General features: G+C 45.3%; 26 protein-coding genes. 15 read left to right on the top strand and 11 right to left on the bottom strand.

Features of this window, described 5'->3' with window-relative positions; genetic code table 11:
* Positions 1-140 precede the first annotated feature (140 nt).
* Positions 141-1,040: an AraC family transcriptional regulator gene (locus R7M72_RS05525; RefSeq protein WP_318056091.1), complete on the top strand. Its 900-nt coding sequence runs from the start codon at positions 141-143 to the stop codon at positions 1,038-1,040.
* Positions 1,041-1,338: 298 nt separating this feature from the next.
* Positions 1,339-2,436 carry an ElyC/SanA/YdcF family protein gene (locus R7M72_RS05520; protein ID WP_318056090.1) on the top strand — a complete coding sequence of 366 codons (1,098 nt, stop codon included), beginning with the start codon at positions 1,339-1,341 and terminating at the stop codon, positions 2,434-2,436.
* Positions 2,437-2,514: 78 nt separating this feature from the next.
* Here the strand turns inward: R7M72_RS05520 and R7M72_RS05515 are convergent, their stop codons facing one another.
* Positions 2,515-2,937: an organic hydroperoxide resistance protein gene (locus tag R7M72_RS05515; RefSeq protein ID WP_005374640.1), complete on the bottom strand. Its 423-nt coding sequence runs from the start codon at positions 2,935-2,937 to the stop codon at positions 2,515-2,517.
* Positions 2,938-3,074: 137 nt separating this feature from the next.
* Between R7M72_RS05515 and R7M72_RS05510 the strand changes: the two genes are divergently transcribed.
* The 4 genes from R7M72_RS05510 (at position 3,075) to R7M72_RS05495 (ending at position 7,630) form a co-directional block, all read left to right on the top strand.
* Positions 3,075-3,533: a MarR family winged helix-turn-helix transcriptional regulator gene (locus R7M72_RS05510; RefSeq protein ID WP_158173292.1), complete on the top strand. Its 459-nt coding sequence runs from the start codon at positions 3,075-3,077 to the stop codon at positions 3,531-3,533.
* 305 nt (positions 3,534-3,838) lie between these two features.
* Positions 3,839-4,396, top strand: a complete 558-nt coding sequence (gene ahpC, locus R7M72_RS05505) for an alkyl hydroperoxide reductase subunit C (RefSeq protein ID WP_005374632.1) — start codon at positions 3,839-3,841, stop codon at positions 4,394-4,396.
* 334 nt (positions 4,397-4,730) lie between these two features.
* Positions 4,731-6,299 carry an alkyl hydroperoxide reductase subunit F gene (gene ahpF, locus R7M72_RS05500; RefSeq protein ID WP_158173293.1) on the top strand — a complete coding sequence of 523 codons (1,569 nt, stop codon included), beginning with the start codon at positions 4,731-4,733 and terminating at the stop codon, positions 6,297-6,299.
* Positions 6,300-7,210: 911 nt separating this feature from the next.
* Positions 7,211-7,630, top strand: coding sequence for a VOC family protein (locus tag R7M72_RS05495; RefSeq protein ID WP_186585576.1), 420 nt, complete (start codon positions 7,211-7,213; stop codon positions 7,628-7,630).
* Positions 7,631-7,707: 77 nt separating this feature from the next.
* On the opposite strand, the gene R7M72_RS05490 is transcribed toward R7M72_RS05495, so the two are convergent.
* Together R7M72_RS05490 and R7M72_RS05485 are read right to left on the bottom strand one after the other, a co-directional pair.
* Positions 7,708-8,247, bottom strand: a complete 540-nt coding sequence (locus R7M72_RS05490) for a CAP domain-containing protein (protein ID WP_186585575.1) — start codon at positions 8,245-8,247, stop codon at positions 7,708-7,710.
* Between the two features lie 127 nt (positions 8,248-8,374).
* On the bottom strand, positions 8,375-9,331 hold the full coding sequence (locus R7M72_RS05485) for a LysR family transcriptional regulator (RefSeq protein ID WP_005374613.1): 957 nt from the start codon (positions 9,329-9,331) through the stop codon (positions 8,375-8,377).
* 126 nt (positions 9,332-9,457) lie between these two features.
* Here R7M72_RS05485 and R7M72_RS05480 point away from each other — a divergent pair, with 126 nt between their 5' ends.
* From R7M72_RS05480 to R7M72_RS05470, 3 genes are all read left to right on the top strand, one after another.
* On the top strand, positions 9,458-10,144 hold the full coding sequence (locus R7M72_RS05480; RefSeq protein WP_005374612.1) for a DJ-1/PfpI family protein: 687 nt from the start codon (positions 9,458-9,460) through the stop codon (positions 10,142-10,144).
* Positions 10,145-10,264: 120 nt separating this feature from the next.
* The gene (locus tag R7M72_RS05475) at positions 10,265-10,795 is read left to right on the top strand and encodes a sigma-70 family RNA polymerase sigma factor (protein WP_258510733.1); all 531 of its coding nucleotides are present in this window, start codon (positions 10,265-10,267) and stop codon (positions 10,793-10,795) included.
* 166 nt (positions 10,796-10,961) lie between these two features.
* The gene (locus R7M72_RS05470) at positions 10,962-11,657 is read left to right on the top strand and encodes a VC0807 family protein (protein ID WP_005383527.1); all 696 of its coding nucleotides are present in this window, start codon (positions 10,962-10,964) and stop codon (positions 11,655-11,657) included.
* Positions 11,658-11,730: 73 nt separating this feature from the next.
* On the opposite strand, the gene R7M72_RS05465 is transcribed toward R7M72_RS05470, so the two are convergent.
* On the bottom strand, positions 11,731-12,723 hold the full coding sequence (locus R7M72_RS05465) for a zinc-dependent alcohol dehydrogenase family protein (RefSeq protein WP_054575377.1): 993 nt from the start codon (positions 12,721-12,723) through the stop codon (positions 11,731-11,733).
* 88 nt (positions 12,724-12,811) lie between these two features.
* Entirely contained in the window at positions 12,812-13,627 is an 816-nt protein-coding gene (locus tag R7M72_RS05460; protein ID WP_054575376.1) for an AraC family transcriptional regulator, read from the bottom strand.
* A 111-nt stretch (positions 13,628-13,738) separates the two neighbouring features.
* On the opposite strand from R7M72_RS05460, the gene R7M72_RS05455 reads away from it, so the two are divergent.
* Positions 13,739-14,431, top strand: coding sequence for an MOSC domain-containing protein (locus tag R7M72_RS05455; RefSeq protein ID WP_318056089.1), 693 nt, complete (start codon positions 13,739-13,741; stop codon positions 14,429-14,431).
* 66 nt (positions 14,432-14,497) lie between these two features.
* Here R7M72_RS05455 and R7M72_RS05450 read toward each other — a convergent pair whose 3' ends face one another.
* Together R7M72_RS05450 and R7M72_RS05445 are read right to left on the bottom strand one after the other, a co-directional pair.
* Positions 14,498-15,736 carry a DEAD/DEAH box helicase gene (locus R7M72_RS05450; RefSeq protein ID WP_054575374.1) on the bottom strand — a complete coding sequence of 413 codons (1,239 nt, stop codon included), beginning with the start codon at positions 15,734-15,736 and terminating at the stop codon, positions 14,498-14,500.
* A 264-nt stretch (positions 15,737-16,000) separates the two neighbouring features.
* Entirely contained in the window at positions 16,001-17,002 is a 1,002-nt protein-coding gene (locus R7M72_RS05445; protein ID WP_081007960.1) for an arginine deiminase-related protein, read from the bottom strand.
* 404 nt (positions 17,003-17,406) lie between these two features.
* Between R7M72_RS05445 and R7M72_RS05440 the strand changes: the two genes are divergently transcribed.
* Entirely contained in the window at positions 17,407-19,257 is a 1,851-nt protein-coding gene (locus tag R7M72_RS05440; protein ID WP_005374597.1) for an ABC transporter ATP-binding protein, read from the top strand.
* Positions 19,258-19,849: 592 nt separating this feature from the next.
* Positions 19,850-20,557 carry a DUF445 domain-containing protein gene (locus R7M72_RS05435; RefSeq protein WP_005374596.1) on the top strand — a complete coding sequence of 236 codons (708 nt, stop codon included), beginning with the start codon at positions 19,850-19,852 and terminating at the stop codon, positions 20,555-20,557.
* Positions 20,558-20,660: 103 nt separating this feature from the next.
* On the opposite strand, the gene R7M72_RS05430 is transcribed toward R7M72_RS05435, so the two are convergent.
* Together R7M72_RS05430 and R7M72_RS05425 are read right to left on the bottom strand one after the other, a co-directional pair.
* Positions 20,661-21,137, bottom strand: a complete 477-nt coding sequence (locus R7M72_RS05430) for an Lrp/AsnC family transcriptional regulator (protein ID WP_005374595.1) — start codon at positions 21,135-21,137, stop codon at positions 20,661-20,663.
* A 292-nt stretch (positions 21,138-21,429) separates the two neighbouring features.
* Positions 21,430-21,678 carry a hypothetical protein gene (locus tag R7M72_RS05425; RefSeq protein WP_081007959.1) on the bottom strand — a complete coding sequence of 83 codons (249 nt, stop codon included), beginning with the start codon at positions 21,676-21,678 and terminating at the stop codon, positions 21,430-21,432.
* A 358-nt stretch (positions 21,679-22,036) separates the two neighbouring features.
* Between R7M72_RS05425 and R7M72_RS05420 the strand changes: the two genes are divergently transcribed.
* Together R7M72_RS05420 and R7M72_RS05415 are read left to right on the top strand one after the other, a co-directional pair.
* Positions 22,037-22,570, top strand: a complete 534-nt coding sequence (locus R7M72_RS05420; RefSeq protein ID WP_054575373.1) for a GNAT family N-acetyltransferase — start codon at positions 22,037-22,039, stop codon at positions 22,568-22,570.
* 18 nt (positions 22,571-22,588) lie between these two features.
* Entirely contained in the window at positions 22,589-23,023 is a 435-nt protein-coding gene (locus R7M72_RS05415; protein ID WP_258481617.1) for a hypothetical protein, read from the top strand.
* A gap of 91 nt (positions 23,024-23,114) precedes the next feature.
* Here R7M72_RS05415 and R7M72_RS05410 read toward each other — a convergent pair whose 3' ends face one another.
* Complete coding sequence (locus R7M72_RS05410) at positions 23,115-23,354, bottom strand: RNA recognition motif domain-containing protein (RefSeq protein ID WP_005374587.1); 240 nt, start codon at positions 23,352-23,354, stop codon at positions 23,115-23,117.
* 148 nt (positions 23,355-23,502) lie between these two features.
* Here R7M72_RS05410 and R7M72_RS05405 point away from each other — a divergent pair, with 148 nt between their 5' ends.
* Positions 23,503-24,036, top strand: a complete 534-nt coding sequence (locus R7M72_RS05405) for a GNAT family N-acetyltransferase (protein WP_053350135.1) — start codon at positions 23,503-23,505, stop codon at positions 24,034-24,036.
* 124 nt (positions 24,037-24,160) lie between these two features.
* On the opposite strand, the gene putP is transcribed toward R7M72_RS05405, so the two are convergent.
* Positions 24,161-25,654: a sodium/proline symporter PutP gene (gene putP, locus R7M72_RS05400; protein WP_005374582.1), complete on the bottom strand. Its 1,494-nt coding sequence runs from the start codon at positions 25,652-25,654 to the stop codon at positions 24,161-24,163.
* Between the last annotated feature and the right edge of the window lie 10 nt (positions 25,655-25,664).

The following is a 25,664-nucleotide window of genomic DNA, read 5'->3' as shown; positions in this document are numbered from 1 at the left end:
CTTAAACATCTGCTCGTTGAGTGTGACTGATTGACGCTCATCTCGCCACGCATTTCTCACCCTGCTCCCTTGCAAGCTTGTTGGATTGCGGTAGGCTTTGAGCAGAGAAAACAAGCTGAACAGAACAAGGAAATACCACGATGCGCGTCGACTACCACCAACGACTGGTTCCTGTGATTCGTTATCTAGAACAACACTTTAATGAGCCACTCAACCTGCCAGAAGTGGCCGCGCTGGCGAACCTTTCCCCTTATCACTTTCATCGCACCTTCAAAGCCGTGCAAGGCGAGACATTAGCCGATTTCACTCGACGTTTGCGTCTAGAAGCCGCCGCCGATGACTTATTCAAATCCAAACAACCGGTATTAAACATTGCCCTAGAGTACGGATTTTCTAGCTCACAGAGCTTAGCCAAAGCCTTCAAACAACATTATGGCGTTACACCGACGGCCTTTCGTGACTGCGAAAACTACCAGCAGTTTTCTGAATTAGCACGAAACAGCAAGATTGGACACACGTTGCGCAAGAATGGAAACGAAGTAACACCAAGCGATTCATATACTGGCTCTGAACTCACCAAATGGAGCACGACAATGGAAACGCAAAACTTTGAAAAAGCAAAACTGGCTTACATTCGTGTAAACGGCCCTTACGGCCAAGGCTATGAAGAGCCATCAGGTCGCCTGTATCAATGGGCAGGAATGAAAGGTTTGGCAGGCAATACCTGCATCTTCATCTACCATGACAATCCAGAAATCACGCCAGACGAGAAGTGCCGTACTGACATCTGTCTCATGGTGCCAGAGGACACGGAAGTTCCGAGAGGTATTGAGCTGCAAGACTTCCCCGGCGGTCAGTATGCGGTGATGCGCCAACACATTACTGGCCCGAGCCAATACTCCAAAGCGTGGGATGATGTCATGAGCAAAGTGATTGAATCCGGTATTGAGAACGACGATCGTCCTTGCTTTGAGCTTTACCACAGCTTCGACCCACAAACACACCATGCAGACGTTAGCTTCTGCACTGCCATCAAATAAACCAAAAGCCTGCATCGTTGCAGGCTTTTTCATTTCTTACTCTGGTTGCTTAAATCCGTTCTTCCAAACGCTGTTTATCTTTTAATCCAATTACTTAGAACACGAATGAATACCTCAGTGTTTTCGTGATCCTACTTCGCGTTTTGACCACGCGCGTTCATTTGCTCGGCTGAGTTGGGATTCATTTCACAGATTATTCATGAAGCGAACCTAGACTGAAAAAATTCTATCGACCCCGTTCGACCTACAACGCTAGGCACAATAAAAACTAGGTACTACAGCACCTCTAGGACATTCCATGAAGAAGAACTTACTTGCCATTGCTCTTGGTAGCGTAATTGCGCTGACTGCTGCCCCATACTCTATCGCGGCTAACGATGCTGCTATCCAATCTTCCGCCGACTACTCACAGATCGTCACCAAACGTCAGGTTGTCGACCAACTGCTGAATGATGCGGTACAAGCATTCAAATCCCCTGCGCGTATCTCGCATGCGGGTTTTACCGCCAAAATGCCGAGCAACATGGAGATTGTTACCGACCGCTTACTAGAAGCCTACAAACTTGAGCCGTACCGCACTGACCTACTGATTTCTGCGGCAAACGCACAGATCTACAACAAGAATGCAGACCGCGCGATTGAACTATTTGAACAAGCTCTTTCTGTCGCACCAGACGATGTGGATTTGCACGCTTACTTAGCGGTATGGCAACGCTTTGAGGGCAACCAAGCAGAATCAGCGAAACACATGGCGACGCTCATGAAGCTCAATGCAGGTAAAGCGGCAGATATCCAACGCATCTTCGACACCGTAGACCGCGTACTTGCAACGCCACTAAAAGAGAAAGCCGATAAAGGCAAACTGGATGACAAAGGCGCTATAGTCACGTTGGGATACGCGCTGAACCCAGATGGTTCAATGCATCAAATCTTGGTTGAGCGTCTGGAAACCACGCTAGCAATGGCGAAAGCAAATCCAGACGCGTTGATCGTATTGACGGGTGGTGTACCGAAGAACCACAAAACCGAAGGCAAGTTAATGGCGGATTGGCTGATTGAAAAAGGCATCAGCAAAGATCGCATCATTGAAGAAAACTACGCCACCAGCACGGTAGGCAACGCCCTATTTAGCAGCTACGCATTGGCGCGTCATAACATTAAACACGCGACCATCATCAGCTCAGCGAGCCACGTACGCCGTGGTCAAACCTTGTTTGAAATCGCAAGCTGGCAAACTGGACCACAAGACATCACTTTTGACACTGTGAGCTACCCAGACAAGCCACTTAAAGACTTAGCCAAAGCCAGCGATAGCGAACTGCTTGGTATCTACCGCGATGCACTGCGTACTTACGGCATGTGGAGCTACCGCTCTTACCCGCTAGAGTCGCGTTAAGTATTCTCGACTCATACCAATCAAAAAAAGCCTGCGTACTTGCAGGCTTTCTTGTCTTTGTGCAGTGGTTGAAACCGCTTAAATTGCTTCGCCGTTTACCGTTACTGCCACATCAATGTTGCCACGAACTGCGTTTGAATATGGGCAAACTTGGTGTGCAATGCGCGTTAGCTCTAGCGCTTGTTCTTGTGGCATGTCTAGCTCTACCGCTAGGCTCACTGTTAGTGCAAAGCCACCGTTATCGTTAGGACCGATACCCACTTCCGCTGTCACGGGTGCGCTTTTCAGGTTTACTTTACCTTCACGCGCTACGTGCAAAATCGCGTTAGAAAAACACGCTGAATAGCCCGCGGCAAAAAGCTGTTCTGGGTTAGTTGCTGCGCCTGTTCCGCCCATTTCCTTCGGGTATGACAGCTCTAGATCGAGAAGACCGTCATCAGTTTTTACTTGACCATTACGACCAGCCAAAGCGGTAGCTTGAGTTTTGTATAGAGTAGTCATGCGAGTGTCCTTCTTAATTTAAGTTGTACGCAATTAAATTGCTTGCAATCTTATATCGAAGTAAAGATCGTTTGCAACTATATTGTGCACAATTTATTTTATAACTCTCTTTCTCTGTGATCAGGTAGGCAACGCCAATGAGCCAGTGTTACACCGACAACACCATGACCGACGACGATAAACTCTTACTCGAAAACCAAGTTTGCTTCCCGCTCTACAGCGCAGCAAATGCAGTGATCCGAGCTTACCGACCGTTGTTGGACGAGCTTGATCTGACTTATTCGCAGTACTTAGTGATGATGGTGCTGTGGGAGAAAGACGGTGCCAGCGTGAAAGAATTGGGATCTCAACTTCATTTGGACTCAGGCACACTCACACCGCTGCTTAAACGCTTAGAAGCAAAAGGCTATGTGGAGCGCGGCCGAAGTGAAACCGATGAGCGCGTTCGCGTACTCAACCTCACCGGGCAAGGTCGTGACCTTAAAGAACAAGCTAAGTCGGTGCCAAATGCCATGATGTGTAAAATCACATTAGAGCTGGATGAAATGATCATGCTGAAGAAGCTGTGCGGCAAAGTGCTCGACAATCTGAGCTAACAAGATAGAAGCATCCGCTTCACCACTTCCTATTAGAAAGAGCCTGCCGAGATGCAGGCTCCTTCGATCTTAGTTAGACGATCTACTCAAAGTAATCATCGGTATTCTCTATTGCTAATCTGCCTTCATCTTCAATAAAACCTATCAAAGCAAACTCATCTACATCGGATATGCCTATCAAGTGAAATAGGAAATGGCTATCAATAGGATAGTTACAAGCGATTTTCCTTAAACACACTCCGATGAGAATATACTTTCCGAAAGCAACAACAGCTCAGCTTAAAACATTCAAAGGAAAGTAAATTATGATTAATACTCAAATCAAACCATTTGCAGCTACAGCGTACAAAAACGGTGAATTCGTTGAAGTAACAGAACAAGACGTTCTAGGTAAATGGGCAGTATTCTTCTTCTACCCAGCAGACTTTACGTTTGTATGTCCAACAGAACTGGGCGACCTAGCAGACCACTACGAAGAGCTACAAAAACGTGGCGTAGAAGTTTACTCAGTATCAACTGACACACACTTCACTCATAAAGCATGGCACGACAGCTCAGACACAATCGGTAAGATTCAGTACTACATGCTTGGCGACCAAACAGGCAACATCACAAACAACTTCGGTGTGATGCGTGAAGGCCAAGGTCTTGCAGACCGTGCAACGTTCCTAATCGACCCAGAAGGTACTATCCAAGCAATGGAAATCACTGCTGAAGGTATCGGTCGTGACGCAGAAGACCTACTACGCAAAGTGAAAGCAGCTCAATACGTAGCAGCACACCCAGGCGAAGTTTGCCCAGCTAAATGGAAAGAAGGTGAAGAGACACTAGCTCCATCACTAGACCTAGTTGGCAAAATCTAAGCCACTGAAATTTAAGTTCTAATCAGTTCCGATTTCCTTTTTCTGATTAGAACTGAATTAGAGAGCACTTCAGGTTAGATACCTTGACGACCTTCTGCCTGATTTGCTCTCTCCCCCTCAGGTTTTATCTACAGTAACCACTTTTTATTACCTATCTGAATAAGTAGGTGTGCAGTAATTGCGTAGAAAAAATCGTTTAGAACCAGGCATAGATTTTCGATAGCTAGTTACTCTAACTACAAAATCTATAACGCAGTTATCAACGATTTTAGCTAGCAAGAATGAACAAATACTTGTTTTGATTGGTAACTATTTAATTAAGGTAGTAACAACTATGTTAGACCAAGCGATCCAACAACAACTCAAACAATATCTGGCTAATGTAAAAGAAGAAGTTCGTTTAGTGGTTAGTCTAGATGAAAGCAAAGCATCGAATGACATTTTGTCTCTAGCGAACCAAATCGCAGAGATGAGCGACCTAATCACTGTTGAACGTGACGACAACGCAAGCGCACGTAAACCAGTGATGGCGGTAACTAACCCAGCAAAAGGCACAGCACTACGCTTTGCAGGCTTGCCAATGGGTCACGAATTTACCTCTCTAGTATTGGCACTGCTTCACTCTGGCGGTCACCCAATCAAACTAGAACCAGAAGTGATTGAGCAAATCGAAGCACTAGACAAAGATCTAGACGTAGAAATCTTCATTTCACTGTCGTGTCAAAACTGTCCGGACGTGGTTCAAGCGTTCAACATGATGGCGGCGATCAACCCGAAAGTAAAAGCAACCATGATAGACGGTGGTTTGTTCCAAGATGAAGTGAAACAACGCGACATCATGGCTGTACCAAGTGTATTCGTGAACGGTGAGCTATTCGGTCAAGGCCGTATGTCTCTGACTGAAATCCTAAACAAAGTGGATGACGGCGCGAGCGAGAAAGCCGCGAAAGCACTGAGCGAAAAAGACCCATACGATGTACTTGTTGTCGGCGGTGGTCCTGGTGGTAGCGCAGCTGCTCTATACGCTGCTCGTAAAGGTATTCGCACTGGCGTTGTTGCTAAACGCTTTGGTGGTCAAGTTATGGACACCATGGCAATTGAGAACTTCATTTCGGTAAAACGCACTGAAGGTCCAAAACTGGCAACTGACCTAGCAGAACACCTAAAAGAATACGATGTAGACGTCGTGACTGAGCAACAAGCTGAGAAGCTAATGGGCGCAGCACATACAGAAGATGGTTTGATTCACATCCAACTTGAAAGCGGCGCAACGCTGAAGAGTAAGAGTGTCATCTTAAGCCCAGGTGCACGCTGGCGTGAAATGAACGTTCCGGGTGAGCAAGAGTACCGCAACAAAGGTGTCGCGTACTGTCCACACTGTGACGGTCCACTGTTCAAAGGTAAGAAAACTGCAGTTATCGGTGGTGGTAACTCAGGTATCGAAGCAGCTATCGACCTTGCTGGTATCGTAGAACACGTAACGGTTCTTGAATTCGCAGACGTACTTCGCGCAGACCAAGTGCTTATCGACAAAGCGAACTCACTACCAAACGTAGACATCATCACGATGGCGCAAACAACAGAAGTAGTGGGTGACGGTACTCGCGTAACAAGCTTGAAGTACAAAGACCGCAACACAGATGAAATCAAAGAGATTGAATTGTCAGGTATCTTTGTTCAAATCGGTCTAGTACCAAACACAGAATGGCTAAAAGATTCAGAAGTAGCCCTATCTGAGCGCGGCGAGATTGAAGTCGGTAGCCGTGGCGATACTAGCTTAGAAGGTGTGTTCGCAGCGGGTGACGCAACAACCGTTCCTTACAAGCAGATCATCATTGCGATGGGTGAAGGTGCAAAAGCAAGCTTAGGCGCATTTGACTACCTAATCCGTAAGCAAGGCTAATCTCCAAATTTCTTGGACACAAAGCGCACGGTGCTGTGTTTTCTTCCCCGGAAAACCAATCGGGGCACCGTGACAGCGATGAGTAACAAGAAATAAAATCAAAAAACCTAGAAGCCCAAAGACTTTGCCAGCAGGTACTAACTGCTGGCTTTTTTGGTTTGGGGAGAGGTGTAAGCAAATCTCTCAGCGCTCCGAGTTCAAACTGGAGGGAATGGCTCTACAATCACGGATAATTCAGTTCACTCCACCAGCATCACAACGCGCTGCGAATAGATTCTGAATACTCGCTTAGGCTCCTTCAGAATGACGCTGCTCGTTTAGCTCTCTTTCCGTCATTGCCGCGAACCTAGGTGAGGCTGGGAATCTACTCACCGTAAACTCGATCGAAAATGAGTAGCACGAACAAACAAAAGGTGAAACAAGGTTGCAAGCACCTTACCCAACATTCAACCAGCAACCCCACCTAACCTCCCCTTGTATCAAACTCCGAAGCTCTCAACACGCAGAGCTCAAAAGGGAGGAACTGGTTCTGTGCTCGCGGATAATTCAATTCACAACGCAACATAACAACACACTGAAAGTAGATTCTGAATACTCGCTTAGGCTCCTTCAGAATGACGCTGCTCGTTTAGCTCTCTTTCCGTCATTGCCGCGAACCTAGGTGAGGCTGGGAATCTACTCACCGTAAACTCGATCGAAAATGAGTAGCACGAACAAACAAAAGGTGAAACAAGGTTGCAAGCCCCTAACCCAGCTCTCAGATTCAAAGCACCAAACCCACCGAATCTCTCAATGTATCCAGATCCAAAGATATCAACCCTAAAAAATTTTAAAAAAGCCCTTTACCTCAACTTAACTTGAGGTTTTAGCATATTCATCGTTGGCTAGAAAATGACAAAAAGGAGCACATCATGATCCAACTAGAACATATTAACTTAGTCGTGAAAGATATCCCTGAAATGCTGAAGTTTTACCAAACTGCATTTCCACATTGGTACGTGCGTGATGAAGGTAAAGGCGAATGGAGTGGCAAACCAAGAAACTGGCTACATTTTGGCGACGAGTATCAATACATAGCCATGAGTGACCACGGCGAAGGAGAAAACCGCGAGTTGAGCGGGCACCAAGTTGGGCTAGCGCATTTTGCTTATGTGACCAACAACGTCGATGCAATCATCAAAAGACTAACCGATGCAGGTTATCCGATTGCCCAACCTGGCGCTGATGAACCATACCGCAAAAATGTGTATTTTATTGACCCTGCAGGTTTTGAGATTGAATTTGTTGAATACCTGGTGGATGACCCAAAACTTCGTAACCTGACAAGCTAAAAGAGATGTAAATAATAAAACGCCAGCAGATAGTGACTGCTGGCGTTTTATTTTATCTATCAGGCTTCTTTATCGCATTAGCGCTGTTTGGCGAAAACCTGAGTCCAGTAATACCCGTAACGTGCAGAGTGATTTTCGACAAGCGACGCGCCCATCTGTTCAAAATCCGCACTCATGATATTAAGGCAGTGACCTTCACTCGATAACCACGCGTTAACGACGGCGTTAATGGTGCTTTGCCCTACGGCGACATTCTCACCAATGGCGCTCCAAGCATAACCCGTTGCGTTAACTCGATCTGACATTTTGCTGCCATCAGAGCCTGTGTGGCTCATGAAATCGCTGTTCGCCATATCGCTTGAATGTCGATAAGCGGCGCTTTCCAAATCGTAGCTCCAAGTCAGGGCCCCAACAGGTGGCATGGTGGTTGCGCCACACTGTTGTGTAGTAGAGCGGGCGCTGTTGACCGCTGCAAGCATCTGCTCGGCAAATGTGCCTTGTGACGATGTGGAACCTGTGTTTTGTGAGCCGCTTTCTGCTGGGGCTGACGACTCCCCATCGCCGCCACATGCGCTGAGAAGTAGGGCCAAAGCAGGCACTAAGATCTTAGTTGGCATTGTCTTTCCTTTATGAGTGACGAAGAGCAAACTGCGCTTTTCGATAATAACGCCCAATAAACTAACAAAAACCAATAAAAGCGCCATATAGCTTAGGGGGTTTTAACCAAAGACTCACATGAAGTTTTCAATCGCCTTGGTTCGGTCGATAAATCGGCAACGTTTCAGCCCAAGTATGGAATGGCGTTTCATCCATATCTTGTATTGCTTGAGTGATAAAATCGATGAACACCCTCACTCGGGCAGGCACATATTCCCGGTTGGCATAGAGAAGATACACGCCATTTCCTGCTTGGCGCATGCTCGGAAATATCGGCACTAAACGCCCCGCTTTAAGCCAGTCTCTCGCGATAAAATGAGGGATCTGAGTCAATCCTAAGCCTTCTGCGCAAAGCTCTGCCATAGATTCACCGTCATTTACAATGTAGTTTCTTTCGGGGTCATATTCACTCGCACCGTCTGGTTCTGGCATCCGAATCGGCAACAGTTTCCCCGTTTGTTTAAAACGAAAACGAACCCAAGAATGGTCATTGAATACATCCGAGCCACTCGGAACACCATGGCGCGCTAAGTAATCCTGACTGGCACAAATGATAAAATCGATAGGGCTGAGCTGACGCACAATCAATTGACTATCGTGAACGACACCAGAGCGAATCGACACATCAATACCTTGCTCAATAATATCAACGTAGGCGTCATCGTAATGAATATCGATAGTGATGTTAGGGTAGCGGCGACAAAACTCTTTTAATAAAGGACGAATATAGAGGCGACCGTACGAGACTGGCACATTAATCTTAAGCTGCCCTGAAAGCGCATCATTGTGACTTTTTAATGAATCCTCACATGCCGCCAGCTCCTCCAGTACAAACCTAGCAGTATTTGCGTACCTACGACCAGCTTCTGTCAGGCGGCTCTGTCGCGTAGAACGTTGAAAAAGCTGTATACCCAAATCGCTTTCAAGACGATGTATGGCTTTACTCACGGTCGAAGGGTCAGTGCCATACACTTTGGCAGCCGCAGCAAAACTACCGCCATCTAAAGTGGCAATAAAAAATCGTAGGGACCGTATCTTATCCATATAACCAATGAACTCTATTCATGAATTTTATTCACTTTAGTAAAGACCAAGTGGCTCTTCAATCACTAATTAGCCTAAATATAATGAACCTCAATAACTTGATGCTCTGTTAGCGAGGAAAAAACCATGGGTAAAAACGGATTGAAGAATGCACTACAACTATTGATAGCGACACTAGTCCTATTCTTTGGGGTGCTTCAAACAGCACATGCCGCAGATAAACGAATTGGTATTCTGGTTTACGATGGCGTACTGACCTCTGATGTTACTGCGCCTTTAGAGGTTTTTGGCGTCGCAAGTCGTCTCACTTGGTTTAGTGATTATGACGTGCTCACCATTTCCGTCTCAGATCAGAAAACCATCACCACTGAAGAAGGATTAAAAATTGGTGTGGATGCTTGGATTGGTGATCTGCCGGAACTCGACGTATTGGTTTTAACATCCAGCTATGACATGGATGCACTAATCGAAAATAAAGATCTCATTCACTTTATTAAAACTACCTCAAAGGCGGCAGATTGGATGGCAAGTAATTGCTCTGGCGCGTATTTGTTAGCCGAAGCTGGCCTTTTAAACGGCAAAAAAGCAACAACTTGGGCCGGAGGTGAAAACGGCTTTCAAAGAGATTACCCAGCAGTCAAAGTACAAGTCGACCAGAATTTTGTCATTGATGATGGCGTTATCACTTCGAACGGTAGCCTAGTTAGCTATCAAGCTGCTCTTAAGCTACTTCACCTTATGACTTCAGAGTCTAAAGCTCAGGAAGTCGCAGATGCCATCCAGTACTCACGCTTTTCCAACCAACCATTTTAAGCGTGTAAGAAAGAAATCAGAGCCACCCTTCGATATTTCGAAGGTTAACTCTTCGAATTTATCTTCCTAATCGAACAACCCTTTTTATCACTGTAAAAGCGATAAAAAGGGTTGTCGTTCATCTGGCAGACACAACGTGCTCTCCAAACTTTTTATCTTAATGCTATGGAAAAACATAAACGTTACGAAGCACTGACGAAAGAGCGATACCGAGAGATCTACCGTCTCGCGTATTGGTTATGCAAAGATCACCACCTTGCTCAAGATTTAGCGCAAGAAACCTTTCTGAAAGCGTGGCGATTCTTTGATAAATTAAATGACCCCAACGCCGCGAAGTCTTGGCTCATTACTATTTTGCGTCGTGAGAATGCTCGGCGCTTTGATAGAAAACAGTACGATTTTGTCGACATTGATGAGTGTGCAATACAGACAAAAACCTACCCTGGCAGTGACTACGACATGGCCCAAGATTGGCTTCAAAAACAAATGATGATTCTCGAACCCAAATACCGAGAGCCGTTGCTCTTGAGCTTAGTGGCTGGGTTGAATCATGATGAAATTGCCCAAGCCTTGAGGCTCAACCACAACACAGTGGCGACTCGATTATTCAGAGCGCGTAATCAGATCATCGCACAGAAGGAGAGTCATTAAGACACAAAAAGTAGTCAACCATGTAAACTAACTGGCTATGCTCCGGTCTATTTCATAAGTCGTTACACAACTCGACGCTTTAACGCTTTACATCAAGCGCGACTAGATGAACACTTCTTGTCAAAGTACAATAACAGCCGACATAGAGTAGAGTCAGTAAAACATTATGAGTAACACGACGGCGAAAAAGCCGAATCCCTTATTTGAAATCCTTTTCAACGTATTTATCCCTTCCTTCATTTTGATGAAGTTTAGTGGCGATGAGCATCTAGGGACAGCAATGGCGCTGGTTGTCGCTTTGCTATTTCCTATCATTTATGGCGGTATGGACCTTGTCCGTAACAAGAAATTTAACTTTATTTCTGCTCTGGGCTTTATCAGTGTTCTACTAACTGGTGGCATCGGCTTGTTAGAGCTTGATACACGCTGGTTAGCACTAAAAGAAGCCCTGATTCCTGGCCTGATCGGTTTAGCGGTTTTGGGTTCAACGTTTACCCGCTACCCACTGATGCAGAAGTTAGTACTGAATGACACAGTGTTGAATCTCGCGTTGATTAACCAACGTTTAAAAGAAAATGGTAAAACCGATGCGTTCGAACGTTGCCTTATGTCTTCTAACTACTTGTTTGCAAGTACTTTTGCGTTCTCATCTGCAATGAACTACTTCCTTGCGACTTGGATTGTGACTAGCCCTTCTGGTACTGCTGCCTTTAACGAAGAGTTAGGGAAAATGACGCTGTACAGTTACCCAATGATTGCCATCCCAAGTATGTTGATGATGTTCGGTATTTTTTATTACATTTGGCGTCAAGTACGTGCGATGACATCGCTCGAAACAGAGCAAATCTTCCATCTAAAATAGCCCAATCATTACAAGTAAACCCATAAAAAAGGGAGGATTTTATCCTCCCTTTTCTCAACAGGCTCACTGTAATTCACAGCGTCAAAATGATTTTTCCTGACACTGCTGACAAGCGTCGCTCAACCATTTCAATCGCTGTTTGAAAGTCCTCTAACGGCAGATCATATGCAACGTTTAACTTTATGTCGCTGCTAATAAAGTGTTCTAACATTTCAGCGAACACCGTCTTTCTCCCGCCTTTACCTACCGATTCTTCCCAATACCGCAAAAAGAATGTACTAAAGTCGATGTTGTTGGCCTTCATCGATTCAAAAAACTCAGGCGTATAAGGCGTTAACGACAATGTTCCGTAGTTGATGTATTGGCCATTTTCTTTCAAGGTACGAATGAGATCCGTGCCAGCCTCACCACCTATCGCGTCCAGAGCGAGCGTTGGTTGTGGCAGTTGGCGCGTTTGCAGCTGCGCGTGTAAGTCTTGTTTTGCGTCCAACACTGGAATCGTATCGTACGGATACTCGTCTGGCTTTGAAGTCACAGCAATCAGTTTAAAACCCAGTGAATGGGCGAGCTGGGCAAATATCTTACCGATCGCTGACCCTGCTGCATTGATGATCACCACATCATCTTTGTTCAACTTAGCCACTTTAGTGGTGATCACCCACGCGGTTAGCGCGTTGATGTACAACTGGCAGGCATAGCCGTTATCCAAACTTTCAGGTAACGGAAAAAGATTCTCGGGCGAAGCATCGATGTAGTATTGCCAAGTCCCACTCATCGCCACCAACACTTTTTGCCCAACTTGAAAGCCAGTTTGACCAACAGCACTGACTTCCACCACACGCCCAACCGCTTCAAACCCCGGCACGCGAGGTGGTACGTGAACGCGGCGGTATTGCCCAACACCATGAATGGAAAGCAAGTCACTTGGGTTAATATTGGTGGCTTCCAGTCGCACCCGAACCTTGCCCTGAGCAAGCGGTTTGAGGGGCTCTTTTTCCAACGACAGCGACGTTTTGGGTTGACCAAAACAGAATTGATTCACTCGAGTATTTATCGTTGGTGCCATTGTTATTCATACCATGTAATTGAAATTCAAGAAGGAAGTTTCGTAACTTCTACTCAAAAGCATTAAGTGAAGTCGAAACTCTGTACTTCTACCTGCGCGATGCGCCGTTCACTCTAAACTGTTGTGGCGTCATATCAAAATAGGCTTTAAATGCTTTGATGTAGGATGAGTCGTTTTGATAACCCACTAGGTCTGCAATGGCTTGGATTGACAACGATTCATCTAACAAAGAAAGCGAGTAAATTAGCCGAATTTGTTGCCGCCAAAGTAGAAATGAAGTGTTGAATTCCTTGGCGAACAGCCGTGATAAAGTACGCTCAGACGCCCCAATTTTCTCCCCCCACTCTTTTAGCGAACAGCTCAACGCTGGCTCGTCAGTCAGTCGCTCGAAAATCAGTTTTAGTCGTCTGTCTTGTGGCAGCAATAACTGAAATGTCTGCACGTTGCGTTTCAAAATTTGATCATGCAGCACCGCCAGCAAATGCAGCACTTCTTCGTGGCTTGTCTCACCTTCACACTGTCTGCGGATCTCTTGTAAAAGCTCATTTAAAAACGACGTTAAAGCAATGGTTCTCACTTGTGGCTCGTACGTTGCGCCAAACTCAGGGTTGAGGTAAATACCAACAAATATCGTGTTGCTTAGAGCAATCGACTCGTGTTGAACACCCGCAGGAACAAATAACGCAGAGGTGTGCGGAACCAAATGCTGATAATGCTCCGTTTGTGTTTGCAATAACCCTTTGATAGGAAAGATGATTTGATGCCAAGTGTGTTGATGCAGCGCATCAATGTAACCTTTTGGCATGTCGATGGTTTTCACCAAAACAGGAGAATGGGGATTCGCGTCCATCATCTTATTGGAGGTGACGACGCCTGACTTCGAATCAATTTGGCGAGTTAGCATTGTTAGTTGTCTTTTCATCCCTACACCGACACAAGTTTACTAGGCTATCATGCTCCGCATCGCGAATGAAGGTAAACACTTTATCTCTCATTCAAATAATAAGGAGGTTACATGAAGAAAATCGGCGTCGTAAAAGCAGTGCTAGCAGGGAAAACCGTCCCTTATGCTCATGGTGCGCAAAGCGCAATCAACAAACAAGTGCTGCCTGAGCGCCAGCATGCAACAGAGCTCGGTTTTATCAGTGATGAGCAAGGTGATCCGCGCTTTCATGGTGGCATTCAAAAAGCGCTTCATATTTACCCAAGCGAACACTACCCAATCTGGAAACAAGAATTAGGCGAAAGACCAATTTTCCAATCCGCCGGCGGCTTTGGCGAAAACATCAGCTCCGAAAGCGTCACCGAATCCACGATTTGCTTGAAAGATAAAATTCGCATCGGCTCAACACTACTGGAAGTGTCGCAAGGTCGCATGCCTTGTTGGAAACTTAACGTACGCTTTGACCAACACGACATGGCGAGAAGACTGCAAGATACGCTTCGAACAGGCTGGTATTTCCGAGTGCTGGAAGAAGGCGATATCGGTGCAGGTGACGAGATTATTCTGTGCGAAAGACCTTATCCAGAATGGCCATTGGCTCGTATCATGGGTGCGGTTTTCACTGGCTGTTTAGATAGAAAAGAACTCACTAAGCTGTCTGAGCTGCCGTTAGTCGAGTCTTGGGGCAAGCTGGTCGAGCGCCGCCTAGAAACCGGCGAAGTTGAAGATTGGGAAATGCGCTTGGTTGGCCCAACTGTGAGTTAACACCCCAAAGTAAAATTTTAAGCCACGCTCTGAACCAACTATGCCGCCAGAGCGTGTTTTTTTGGTTTACTTCGCACTCGGGGCTGGGCGTTTCGACTTACCTTGGAACTGCTTAATGCTCTTCTTAGCATGAGTTCGGCGGTTGGCTTTTTTATCGCGTGGCGCGCGTTTGCTCTCGCCAGTTGATGGCTTATCCGTTACTGGAAAACCAACCAGATCTTGCACTAGCAATGCACGTTGAGTCAGGTGACGAATCGCGTTTAGTGCGTCCATTTCACCATGACAAACCAATGACACCGCCACACCTTGTTCGCCTGCGCGAGCGGTACGTCCTACTCGGTGAACATAAGTTTCTGCATGCATTGGCAGTTCAAAGTTGATCACTACAGGTAATTGCTCAATGTGAATGCCGCGCGCTAGTAGATCAGTGGCAATCAACACCTGAATTTGCCCAGATTTAAACTGCGCCAGTGCTTCTTCTCGCTCTGCTTGGCTCTTGTCACCATGCAGTGCATTGGTTGAGATGCCCGCTTTGTTTAGCTTTTTCGCTAAGCCATCAGCATTCTCTTTCGCACCAATAAAGACTAACGCCTGAGTCCACGCGTTTTTTTGAATCAGTTCAATCAATGCCTTGGTTTTACTGCCTTTATTGACCATGTACAACGTTTCAACGATGTCTTGATTCGTGCTGTTTTCTTGATGCGCTGCAACTTGCTTTGGTGCCTGCATAAGCAGCTTCGCTTTACCCTTCAAATCATCTGAAAACGTCGCCGAGAACATTGCGGTTTGACGCTGGTTTGAAATCAGCCCCGCAATATTTTGCACGTCAGGCCAAAAGCCCATATCCAACAGACGATCGGCCTCATCCAACACTAGGTAATGGATATTGCTTAAGTCTAAACCGTTGTTTGCCAGATCAACCAAACGACCTGTCGTCGCGACAAGGATATGAGGATTTGTCGCTAGCGCCTGCTGTTGTTGCTCTTTATCAACGCCGCCACACAAACACACTGCGTTGAGTTCAAGAACTTGACCAACTTGGTTAATTGCTTCACTCACTTGCATTGCCAGCTCACGAGTTGGCACAAGAATCAGCGCTTTTTGCTCTGGATTGACACCCAGCTTTTCCAACAAAGGCAAACCATAAGCAAGGGTTTTGCCGCTGCCTGTATTTGCCAAAGCCAATAGATCTTGACCAGCCAACAGCTCAGGAATGGCCAACGCTTGAATATCGGTCGGTTTCTTGAAGTCTTTTGGCAGTGCGTGAATCAGCTCAGAACTCAATGAGAGAGTAGAAAATGGCATTAGCGAAACCTTGTACTTTTGGTTGAAGAGGCAATAAAAACAATGAAGATGCGGTAAAACGCAGGCGCGGACTTTACCACAATCTGTTAGGTGAACCATCCTATTTTAGGCGCTTAAACCAAGCGGCGCCGATGCAAATCTTCAGAAAACAAAAAAGCGCAAAAAAGCCGTTAGTCTGTACTGCCACAGAGCTAACGGCTAAAAACCCTTGAAGAGAACGCTTCGTCAGCCTTTCACTGCGGCTGAAAAGAAATGTGCAGTTTATTAAAGCACAGCTTTACGATTCGGTAAGAACACTTCACCCAACATGCAACGAACCGAACCACCACCAATAGATTCTATGGTAGAAACGTCGAATGGCAGCAATTTACCGTGCGTTGCCAATTGCTTTCTTTGTGCAGGTGAGAATGCATCGTACGCCGATTGCGACATCGCAATCACCTTGTCGCCGTTGATCGTTTCTAGTTGCAGAATGTTACCGCAGAACTGGTTCATCTGATCAAGCGAAATTGAGATGACTTGCTTGTATTTGGCGAGTGACCTCATTACAAAACGACGCTCAAATTCTGGGATCACTTCGTCACAAATCACGCAAAACTGTTCGCCAACCGCCATCATCACATTGGTGTGATAAATCGGCGCACCAGACGGCAAACGAGTTTGGAAAGAAATCACTCGTTCATAGCCAATACGATCGGCGTAATCTTCTAAAACCAGACGATCACAACGTTGTGAGAGTGCGGCGTAGACCGTTTTATTTAGGTGGTCAAACACCATCACACCCGTGCTTTCTAAATACGCTTGCTCGTCAAGATATTCAGTTAGACTGCTGCGTCGATGAACTTCTCGCCCTGCTTGCGCTAGTGCTGCCACAAGCGCATCGGGACGTACTTCTTTTTGACGGTTTTCACAGGCCATTGGAAAGGTGTACAACGTGCCATCTGGCGTAGTGCTAAACCAATTGTTTGGAAATACCGCGTCTGGCGTCGCAACATCTGAAGTTGGATAATCAAACTCAACAACTTGAACGCCCTCTTGACGCAGCGTTGCAACCATACTCGCGAACTCGGCCATTACTCGACGTGAGACTTCTTCTTGGCTGAGTGACACTTTATGTTGGAACTCATTATCTTGTGCGGTTTCTTCATTAAAACGAAACTCTTTCGGTGGCACCATCACTACGCAGTTTGCGGTTTGGCGCTGAGCACTTTGCGTGCTTTCTTCTTTCCCATTAGCAAATTGGGTCACTGATTCGTGTAATAGCATCCAATATATTCCTTATCACTAGAATGAGGAGATTGTAAATTTATTGTTAACTTCAGTTTTGCTGTTTTGACAATTAATTTAATTGCACAAAAGTGTTTTTTGCTGCATTAAGTTTATTTTTCCCTAAATTTTATTGTCACTTTGCAGGTTTAAGATTTTATGGCACCGTGATGAACATGATAAGAATTCATCATAAGAATCAGAACCATAGACAATCACACTCATAACCAACTAGTTACATTTAAGACACAATCGGTTAGACTATTTTTTCGCCCCTCTCGTCAATCGGTCTGCTTTATCGAGGAGCAGGCAAGAAACTCTCATACACGCGGTTTCGTCCAAAGCAGCGTGAATCGATGGATTTAGCCACCCCATATGGCATTGTTTTAACTTTAGGATGAGTTATGTTTAAACGATTTGAAGGCTTTACAGAGCCGTTCCCCAAATCTACACCGGATCAGCCTCCTTCAGGGATGTTCGCTTTTCTGCGTTATTACACTCGTGGTTATGAAAAGCCTTTGATCATCATGTCTTTGATGGCCACAATTGTGGCTGTTGTTGAGGTAATGTTGTTTGGCGCCATGGGACAATTGGTTGATTGGTTGTCTACCAGCAATCCAGAAACGTTCTTACAAGACAACAAATCGGATTTGATTTTCTACGGAGCCTTATTGCTGGTTGTCATGCCTATATTGGTGATCTTGTACTCGTTGCTCGTTCATCAAACGTTATTGGGCAACTACCCAATGTCTATCCGCTGGCTTGCACACCGGTATTTGCTCAATCAAAGCTTGAACTTCTATCAAGATGATTTTGCAGGTCGAGTCGCAACGAAAGTCATGCAAACCTCATTAGCTGTGCGCGAAACCGTAATGAAAGCTATGGATGTGTTTGTTTACGTTACGGTTTACTTCACCAGCATGATCATTATGTTAGCGACGGCAGACTGGCGTTTGATGATCCCAATGATCGTCTGGTTACTCGCTTACATCGCTATCCAAATCTATTTTGTCCCTAAGCTCAAAGACGTCGCTTCAGCGCAGGCCGATGCACGTTCGACAATGACAGGGCGCATCGTCGACAGTTATACCAATATTCAAACCGTCAAACTGTTTTCTCATAGCCAGCGCGAAACCCAATATGCCGAGCAAGGCATGAAAGGATTTTTGAATACGGTCTATCGTCAAATGCGCCTAGTGACCGGCTTCGACGTCGCTGTAGAGATCTCAAACTATATTTTGGTCTTTTCCGTTGCTGCTTTATCGATTTACCTGTGGTTGGATAGTGCCATCAGCGTTGGCGCGATTGCGATTGCTGTTAGTCTTGCATTGCGCGTAAACGGTATGTCGATGTGGATTATGTGGGAAGTTGGCGCCCTCTTTGAAAACATGGGAACCGTTGTCGATGGAATGAAAACGCTTTCTAAGCCTATTGATATTAAAGATAAACCAGGCGCAAAAGACTTGGTTGTCACTGAAGGAGGCATTCACTTTGATAACGTAAGCTTCCATTACGGCGAGAACAAAGGCGTAATTAGCCATCTCGATCTCAACATCAAACCAGGAGAGAAAGTCGGCTTGGTTGGGCGCTCCGGCGCCGGGAAATCGACTTTGGTGAACTTGTTACTTCGTTTCCACGATGTCGAAGACGGCAGCATTAAGATCGATGGACAGAACATCTCAGAAGTCACACAAGACTCTTTGCGTTCAAAGATCGGTATGGTGACCCAAGATACTTCTCTGCTACACCGTTCAATTCGTGACAATATTTTGTATGGCAATCCAGATGCGACAGAAGAAGATTTGCTGAAAGCCACTAAGCAAGCGCATGCCCATGAGTTTATCGAAACTCTGACCGACCCATTTGGTAATGTCGGATACGATGCGCAAGTTGGTGAACGTGGTGTGAAACTGTCTGGCGGCCAACGTCAGCGTATCGCAATATCTCGTGTGCTACTCAAAGACGCACCATTGCTGGTATTGGATGAAGCAACATCGGCTCTGGATTCAGAAGTCGAAGCGGCGATTCAGGAAAGCTTGAATGAATTAATGCAAGGGAAAACGGTTATTGCTATCGCTCACCGATTATCGACCATCGCACAAATGGATCGCCTCATCGTGCTAGATAAAGGCAGCATCGTTGAACAAGGTTCTCATCAAGAACTCATTGCGAATAACGGCATTTACGCCCAGCTTTGGGCGCATCAAACTGGCGGATTTATCGCTGAAGAACTAGACAATCAACACGCTTCTTAACGAGTGATAAGCTCAATAAAAACGGCGCTTTAAGCGCCGTTTTTTATTTTAATCCATGGCTAGATGCTCATATAGCCATTGTGGTTTCTCATATATGAAACACTCTCCATGATAAAGCTCACACTTTTTCTGCTAATATACCGCCTCGTTGCGTATCCATTGCAATGAACACAATACAGAGTATTGAGCCGTCTTCATTTGTCATTTCACTTTTTGAGAAACAGCTATACTCAATAGATGGCTTAGTTATTATATTAACAATAAGGTAATTAGCTTATGTGTAAATGTGGTTCAATGCAGATAGTACAACTCAAACCAAGTTGGGCTGACAAGCTATTCGGCTACTCAGAAAGATGGAAATGCCAACTTTGTTGTAAGATCTACCGCATCTAAAATTAAAAATAGAATCTTAGTTTTTCTAAGAAAAAGCAGTGGCCCGACAATGATTGTCGGGTTTTGTTTTTCTGAGCATTCATTTTTTGTCCCTTCTCTACAAGATTACTCATCACGGCAAAACCTAGCATCTTAATGTGACTTAGGTATAGAATCAGGCCCACTTATTCTTTCCGATATTCATATATAACTGGTCACTATGAACAAAAGTTTGCTAACGAATGTCCTCGCTATCGCTTTGATGGCTGGAGGTCATCAATTACAAAACGACTATCTTTGGTATGCAGGGCTGTTTGCGTTCTCAGGCGCCATAACCAACTGGCTTGCCATCCATATGCTGTTTGAGAAAGTGCCTGGATTATACGGTTCTGGCGTGATCCCCGCACGATTTGAAGAGTTTAAACTGGCTATCAAAAACCTGATGATGGAACAGTTTTTTACTGAAGCGAACATTGACCGATTCTTGAATAAAGAAATGGCGGGCGGTGTGAACATCGATCTTCAACCAGTAATTGAGAAAGTAGATTTAAATCCAGCATTTGATTCCCTAGTGGAAGTAATTGAAGGCTCTCAGTTTGGTGGCATGCTAGCGATGTTTGGCGGCTCAGAAGCGCTACAACCCATGCGCCAACCTTTCGTCGAAAAGATGCAAGAATCCATCATTGAGTTGAGCAAGAGCGATAACATCAAAGAAGCACTGAAAGAGCAATTCGAATCTCCTGCAATGATGGATGAGATAAAGCAGAACATTGAAGGTATCATCGATCAACGTTTAAGCGAATTAACACCGGCATTAGTTAAAGAAATGGTGCAAAAGATGATCAAAGAACACCTTGGCTGGCTAGTCGTTTGGGGCGGTGTTTTTGGTGGTTTAATTGGCGTTATCAGTACCTTTATCGGGGCATAATCGCTCACCGATTTATTAAAAAAGGAGCTTCGGCTCCTTTTTTAATCGAGAAAAAGTAATATACCAAGCCACGCTAAATAAGGAGGCTCAACACATGCCTCGCCTAACCAAGGAGCTCGGGATTAACACCAAATCCCGTTTTATGTTCTTCTATGACCACTTCACTACGAGTTTGAATCACGCCCGGAAGCGTGCCTAACTTACTCGACATAAACTCCTGATACGCTTTCATGCTCTTAACACGAACTTTTATCATGGTATCGAAATCTCCAGAGAGCGAGTAGCACTCTTCAATTTCAGGCATCAATTCCACCGCTTTCGCAAACTTTTCAAAAATAGAAAAACTGGTTTGGTCTAAACGAATATGGATGAATACTTGCACATCCAGCCCCAACTTTTCCGCATTCAACTCTGCATGGTAACCATTGATATACCCTTCTTTTTCTAGCCGCTTTACACGGTCAGAACATGGAGAAGTCGTTAAGTTAATCAGCTTTGCTAGTTCTACAACTGGAATTCTGCCTCTCGAATGAAGCACTCTCAAAATATGTAAATCAATCCGGTCCAATTGATAACTCATTAACCCACTTCCTTGTAACCACTTAGAAAGCATCACATTAATCGTTGCTCAAACAATTGCAAACCATCAAATGCACAGCATGTGAAATTCAGCAGAGAATAACCAGAAAACAACGAAGGAGGGAAAGAGCTATGATTATTGCCGCTCACTTAGTAACCGTGATATGAAGAGAAAAAGCAACCTAGCGGCTCCCGCGGAGTCGCAAATTTGAAAGCGCATGACACGCCTGTATAGATATGTCGTTCGGGCAACGCCGCCCTATTTAGCCATTAATCATGGCTATCACTCAGAGTTAGAGTGCGGCCGATGTATGCCGTGCAGGATGTGGAACAACCTCTCCAATTGCACGATGATTACAACAACGGCAGTAGTATTGAGGCTCCATCTCGTAATAATGTTCACCTGATACAAATTTCGCCATCAGCTGTGTAAAACTCACCATTTTGCCTGTTAACGAGTCAACAGACTGAGGCTCGCAACGCTTCATAATCACTTTATGTTGCGTTGATTTTCTACAAGCTGCGCAATATATATCCGGCATTTCTCTTCTCCCTACTTTTTCGTCCTACTGACAATTGACATATTTTGTTCAAAATAATTCCACAATTAAAAAGCTCCTTTAATTTTTTGTGCCCTATCTTCAAAAAATTGAACGAAAGTATCAAAAAACTGAGACATTGGTCAGACCTCAACTTTTGTACCATCAATATGAGCAAACGTGCTTATGTGTGTAATAATACGACACATTACACATAAGCAATTGTTCGGGCTTATTATTTAGTAAGGCGCATGACAACTTTACAGCTGGCTAGATCGAGCTTTCGAGACGCCTTGTTATCTTGATTTATCTCGCAAACCAGTTGCTAGCAGCTATAGCCGTCTCATCAAGGAAGAAATGCATGACGATACAACCGACTCTTACTACCGAAAGACTCGTCCTCCGGCCATTCAATATCGATGACTGCCAACAAGTGGCTTTACTCGCTGGAGATAAGCGAATTGCCGACATGACAGCAAACATCCCTCATCCTTATGAGCGACCGATGGCGCAAGCATGGATAGATAGGCACGATCCGATGTATCAGCAGCATCAAGGCGTGGCGTACGCTATTACCTTGCGAAACACTGGTGAGTTACTTGGTGCAGTGAGTTTACCGTGTATCGAAGAGGGCTACGGTACATTAGGCTACTGGGTTGGCGTGCCACATTGGGGGAAAGGCTATGCATTCGAGGCCTCCAAAGCCTTACTCGAATTTGCTCGAATGCACTTTGAGTTAAACGGAATAACCGTGATGCATTTGGTGGACAATCAGCGTTCTAAATCGGTGATCCAAAAACTAAATATCCCTTACATCGGTGACAAAACATTGCGCATGCAAGGCAAAGAACGAAAGGTTTGTGTCTACCAACTCACGTTCGTCGCTTCTGAATAAAGTCGAGGAATATGTCGGATGATTATCCATGAAACTTCACAAAATCTGCCCAAGAACAACCCTTTCTTGCTAGGAACTGTATTGTTGTCGCTGTTCTATTTTTCCTACCTAGCAGACAAGGTCGTCGAGTTTGGACTCGTAGCACTCACAATAATAGGATTGAAACTGCTCTCAACGTACTTCACGCGCCGCGCGTTCAATCCTAAAACGCTAGATATCGATGCAAGCACCAACACCTTGAAGTACCGCCAGGGCTCAACGGTTTACTTCCGTCTACCTCTTGATGACATTGTCAAAGTCCAAATACAGAAAGAGTTCCTCTCTAGCAAAAGTTTGATGCTCTACACAGTCAACGACGCTTACCAAGTGCCGAATTCAGACAATTTCGATTCTCTACAGTTAAAGGATTTAATGAAACAACTTGAAGAGAGAATTGATGATCAATCTCGCTAAAACGAAAAGAGAAGACATTCTAGAATGTTGCCAATTTGGTCTCTAAATAGAAAGACAAAAAAGCCAGCAATAACGCTGGCTTTTCTCTGTATTAGTCTTGTGCGACTTTCACGCGAATTTTGCTTTTTTCTACGTTCGTCAAATTCAGTGCTTCAAGAGCAGAAATGGCTTCTGCTTCGTCCGGCATGATGACAAAACCGAAGCCTTTCGACAAACCCGTGTCTTGATCAAGCACTAGCGAACACAGTTCTACTTTGCCGTACGCTGAGAATAATTTGCGGATATCTTGCTCGGTCATGTGACGAGCCAAGTTTCTTACTAAAAGTTTCATAATGAACCTAGTTGGTTTGATAACGGTTCGATTCTCTCAGTTTCTCTCTGGCAAACCAAGTGAATAATATGACGGCGTTGACTAGATCATTCTAAGTACATCTGTTTAAATGATTTTCCGTTCATTTTTCACCCATAGGAGAGTCGGCATGGAAACGAAACGTCTCAAACTCATCCCTGCTTGTTTAGAACGAGCCGAAGAGGCGCATCAAGCTGTCGTTCGCAGCCAAAAGACTCTCGAAGTCTATCTGCCGTGGGTGCCTCATGTGCTGACATTAGAAGCGATGATAGAAGGGACAGAGAAAGCCATCGCAAACTTTGAAAACTTCGAAGAAGAGCTGCGTTACTACATCATTGAAAAGGAAAGCGATCGCTTACTGGGTGCGGTCGGCTTGATGATTCGAGATCCCGACGTACCATCCTTTGAGATAGGTTATTGGTTAGATGATGCTGCCGTTGGCAATGGTTATGTTGCCGAGGCTGTGCTCGAAGTTGAGCGCTATGCGTTTGATGACTTGGGTGCCAAGAGAATCGCAATTCATGCTGATAGCACCAACCAAAAGAGCCGGGCTGTAGCCGAGCGCTGTGGTTATGAGTTCGAAGGAGAGCTCAGAAACGAACGTCTTACCACATCGGGAGAGCTGAGTAACACCGTTATTTACGCCAAAATTCGTCGCGACTAACACTCCAATCTAACCGAGCAATGCTAAGCTCTGATCTCAAGCTACCACCATTAACGTTAATTAAGTTTCGGATAAAACAAAGCCCGCTAAAATAGCGGGCTTTGTGTTCATATAAGGGAAGTTACTAGTCTAGTTCAACCAGTTTTTTCTCGAACGACTGGTGTTGGTCTAACACGTCTTGCGCAGCACCGCCCGTTGCTTTACTTACCACAATGATAGCAAGCGTAGAGAAGATGATGCCCGGTACGATTTCGTACACATCAAACCAACCGCCAGTTAGCTGCTTCCAAACCACGATAGTGATACCACCAACAAGAATACCTGCTAACGCGCCGTTACGGTTCATACCGCTCCAGTAAAGGCTAAGTACAACCGCAGGACCAAATGCCGCACCAAAACCAGCCCAAGCGTAAGATACAAGACCAAGTACTGAGCTATCAGGCGTCATCGCTAGGAATAGCGCAACAAGCGAAATAACGATAACACCGATACGACCAATCATTACGATTTCTTCAGAAGACGCTTCTGGCTTGAATACTTGCTTGTAGAAATCTTCTGCAAGCGCTGAAGATGAAACAAGGAGCTGTGAGTCAGCGGTACTCATTACCGCCGCTAGGATTGCTGCTAACAACATACCCGCAACGACAGGGTGGAATACTGCGTTAACCAATAGCATGAAGATCTTCTCACCGTCCTCTAGTTGAGTACCCGGATGACCCGTAACCCAAACCAGACCAACAAGACCAACAAGCATTGCACCAACCATAGATAGTGCCGTCCAAATCACTGCGATACGACGTGCAGTCGTTAGATCTTTGTTTGAACGAGACGCTTTAAAACGCGCTAGGATGTGTGGCTGACCAAAGTAACCAAGGCCCCACGCCGCTAGAGAGATAATGGCAATCGCAGACAATGGTTCGCCTTTCGCGTCATTCCATAGCGTTGCAAGTTCTGGGTTGATGTCATGTAGATCAGAACTTAGCTGACCTAAACCACCGTCCATTACCGCTATAGGAACAATCATTAGCGCAGCCGCCATTAGCAGACCTTGCACTAAGTCAGTCCAAGATACCGCTAGGAAACCACCGAATAGTGTGTAAGAAACGACACACACCGTACCGATGATAACAGCGTAGGTATAATCTAGACCGAATACCGTCTCAAACAGTTTGCCCCCTGCGACCAAACCTGAGCTGGTGTAGAAAAGGAAAAATAGAAGAATGAAAAACGCAGAGATTGTCTGAATCAGTTTCGACTTATCGTTGAAGCGACGTGACAGGAACTCTGGCAACGTTAGCGCGTCAGTTTGGATACTGTAGGTACGGAGGCGTTTTGCACTGATGAGCCAGTTTGCCCATGTACCAAGAAGTAGACCGCCGGCTAACCAGAAGGCCTCGATACCCGCAGCGTACGCATAGCCAGGCAAGCCTAGCAGCAACCAACCACTCATGTCTGAAGCACCTGCAGATAATGCAGCAGGCCACGGACCTAGGCTACGGCCACCTAGGAAGTAGTCAGATGAATTGGAAGTCCTCTTATACGCGTAAACGCCAATAGCAACCATAATCAGTAAATACGCCACAAAAGTGGACGTGATAGCAAAGCTATTTTCTATCATTAGATAGTCC

The organism is Vibrio sp. YT-18 (assembly GCF_033337345.1).
Classification (GTDB): Bacteria; Pseudomonadota; Gammaproteobacteria; order Enterobacterales; family Vibrionaceae; genus Vibrio; species Vibrio alginolyticus.
The sequence above is the reverse complement of the archived record's forward strand: the minus strand, read 5'-3'. Positions and strand labels throughout refer to the sequence as shown.